Genomic DNA, 2,900 nt, shown 5'->3' with positions numbered 1-2,900 from the left:
GCGCTGGTTTTGGCACGGTCGCTGGGATGATCGGCGCGGTGCCGTTACGCTTGTCTTCCGCTTCCTGAGCCTGAGCGGCGTCGTTGGCGCGCTCTTCCGCGGTGCGGTTGTCGCTGAACACCAGCAGCAGGTAGCGGCTGCGGTTCAGCGCGGCAGTCGGCACGGCGCGGACGATAGCGAAGGGCTGGCCGGAGTCGTGGATCACTTCCTTGACCGTCGCCACCGGATAACCCGCCGGGAAGCGCTGGCCCAGGCCGGAACTGACCAGCAGGTCGCCTTCCTTGATATCGGCCGTGTCGGCCACATGACGCAGCTCAAGACGCTCCGGATTACCCGTACCGCTGGCAATCGCGCGCAGGCCGTTGCGGTTGACCTGCACCGGAATGCTGTGGGTAGTGTCCGTCAGCAGTAATACCCGCGAAGTGTAGGGCATCAACTCGACCACCTGGCCCATCAGGCCACGGGCATCGAGTACCGGCTGGCCAAGGACGACCCCGTCGCGTTCACCCTTGTTGATGATGATGCGATGGGTAAAGGGGTTGGGGTCCATGCCGATCAACTCGGCGACTTCGACCTTCTCGTTGACCAGCGCGGAGGAGTTGAGCAACTCGCGCAGCCGAACGTTCTGCTCGGTGAGGGCCGCCAGCTTTTGCATGCGCCCCTGCAGCAGCAGGTTTTCAGTCTTGAGTTTTTCGTTCTCGGCGACCAGCTCGGTGCGGCTGCCGAATTGGCTGGCCACGCCCTGGTAGAGACGTTGTGGCAGGTCGGTGATCCAGTAAGTCTGCATCAACACCAGCGACATCTGGCTACGCACGGGCTTGAGCAGTGCAAAGCGGGCATCGACCACCATCAGCGCGACCGAAAGCACGACCAGCACCAATAAGCGCACGCCCAATGAGGGGCCTTTGGCGAAAAGCGGTTTAATAGGCCGCTCCTCCCAGGCAAATGTTCTCTCTATTCATACGGCATCTAACCGGCCTGGATGCAGATTGAAGAAGATAAACGCCAACAGGCAGCACTGCAAAGTGCTGCCTGCGGGCGAAACATGGGCTTACCAGCAACCACTTATTCGCTGGAGAGCAGGTCCATGGTGTGTTTATCCATCATTTCCAGTGCACGGCCACCGCCACGGGCGACGCAGGTCAGCGGGTCTTCGGCGACGATCACCGGCAGACCGGTTTCCTGGGCCAGCAACTTGTCGAGGTCGCGCAGCAAAGCGCCACCACCGGTCAGTACCAGGCCACGCTCGGCGATATCGGAAGCCAGCTCCGGCGGCGATTGCTCCAGGGCGCTCTTCACCGCCTGAACGATGGTGGCCAGGGACTCTTGCAGAGCTTCCAGCACTTCATTGGAGTTCAGGGTGAAGGCGCGCGGCACGCCTTCGGCCAGGTTGCGACCGCGAACATCGACTTCGCGCACTTCGCCGCCCGGATAAGCGGTGCCGATTTCCTGCTTGATGCGTTCGGCGGTGGATTCGCCGATCAGGCTGCCGTAGTTGCGACGCACATAAGTGATGATCGCTTCGTCGAAGCGGTCGCCGCCAACACGGACGGATTCGGCATACACCACACCGTTCAGGGAAATCAGGGCGATTTCAGTGGTACCACCACCGATATCCACCACCATCGAACCGCGCGCTTCTTCAACCGGCAGGCCGGCACCGATCGCAGCAGCCATTGGCTCTTCGATCAGGAACACTTCACGGGCACCGGCACCAAGCGCCGATTCACGGATGGCACGACGCTCCACCTGGGTGGACTTGCATGGAACGCAGATCAGCACACGAGGGCTGGGCTGCAGAAAGCTGTTTTCGTGAACCTTGTTGATGAAGTACTGCAGCATCTTCTCGCAGACACTGAAGTCGGCGATCACGCCGTCTTTCATCGGACGAATGGCAGCGATATTGCCTGGTGTTCGGCCGAGCATACGCTTGGCCTCGGTGCCAACGGCAACGACACTTTTCTGATTACCATGGGTCCGAATAGCCACAACCGATGGCTCATTCAGGACGATACCGCGCTCGCGCACGTAAATAAGGGTGTTGGCAGTGCCCAGGTCAATGGAAAGATCGCTGGAAAACATGCCACGCAGTTTCTTGAACATGGGGAAAGGACCCTAGGCAACGCGTGGGTAAAAAAGTGCGGCAAACTCTAACAACGACAGGGATTTTGGGCAAGGCACCAATGTGTTAAATTGGCCGACTTTCTAAGCACCAACCCCCACAATCGCGGCCATATGACCGTAGAAATGCGGTAGTGTTCCGACAATCTAACACACGGACGCCCTCCGTTCTGTTTTCCACTGGAGAATCCCATGGCGCTTGAACGCTCCGACGTGGAAAAAATCGCACATCTGGCCTCGCTTGGCCTGAATGATGCCGATCTTCCACAGACCACCGCAGCCCTGAACAGCATTCTCGGGCTGGTTGACCAAATGCAGGCCGTGAATACCGACGGCATCGAGCCCCTGGCTCACCCGCTGGAAGCCAACCAGCGCCTGCGCGCAGACGTCGTGACCGAAGTCAATCATCGCGAGGCCTACCAGTCCATCGCGCCAGCGGTCGAAAACGGCCTGTATCTGGTTCCGAAAGTCATCGACTAAAGGGAAAGAGCCTTTCATGCATCACATGACTCTGGCCGAGATCGCCCGCGGTCTCGCCGACAAAAAGTTTTCTTCCGAAGAGCTGACCAAGACCTTGCTGGCGCGCATCACCGCGCTCGACCCCAAGGTCAACAGCTTCATCAGCCTCACCGAGGAGCTGGCCTTGAGCCAGGCCAAGGCCTTCTACCTGGTCGGCTCCGATTACATCTGGCCGCGCACGTCGATGAAGATCGCCCGCAAGCACATTGAAAACGTACTGCACGGCAGCGTGGTCGGCGAAGACTACTACCCACTCGGCA

4 protein-coding genes are annotated in these 2,900 nt (G+C 59.7%); 2 read left to right on the top strand and 2 right to left on the bottom strand.

The genetic code is table 11. The features are described from left to right. Both mreC and mreB read right to left on the bottom strand, forming a co-directional pair. On the bottom strand, positions 1 to 877 hold an 877-nt coding region (gene mreC, locus L9Z73_RS28445), incomplete at its 3' end, for a rod shape-determining protein MreC (protein WP_247408113.1). 188 nt (positions 878 to 1,065) lie between these two features. After that, a complete protein-coding gene (mreB, locus tag L9Z73_RS28440; RefSeq protein ID WP_002555108.1) occupies positions 1,066 to 2,103 on the bottom strand; it encodes a rod shape-determining protein MreB in 1,038 nt (345 codons plus the stop codon). 210 nt (positions 2,104 to 2,313) lie between these two features. Here mreB and gatC point away from each other — a divergent pair, with 210 nt between their 5' ends. Both gatC and L9Z73_RS28430 read left to right on the top strand, forming a co-directional pair. Further along, the gene (gene gatC, locus L9Z73_RS28435; protein ID WP_247408111.1) at positions 2,314 to 2,601 is read left to right on the top strand and encodes an Asp-tRNA(Asn)/Glu-tRNA(Gln) amidotransferase subunit GatC; all 288 of its coding nucleotides are present in this window, start codon (positions 2,314 to 2,316) and stop codon (positions 2,599 to 2,601) included. A gap of 16 nt (positions 2,602 to 2,617) precedes the next feature. After that, positions 2,618 to 2,900: transporter substrate-binding protein (locus tag L9Z73_RS28430; protein ID WP_247408109.1), on the top strand; the 283-nt coding region annotated here is incomplete at its 3' end.

The sequence above is a fragment of the Pseudomonas emilianonis genome (assembly GCF_023072625.1).
GTDB classification, from domain to species: Bacteria; Pseudomonadota; Gammaproteobacteria; order Pseudomonadales; family Pseudomonadaceae; genus Aquipseudomonas; species Aquipseudomonas paraveronii.
The sequence above is the reverse complement of the archived record's forward strand: the minus strand, read 5'-3'. Positions and strand labels throughout refer to the sequence as shown.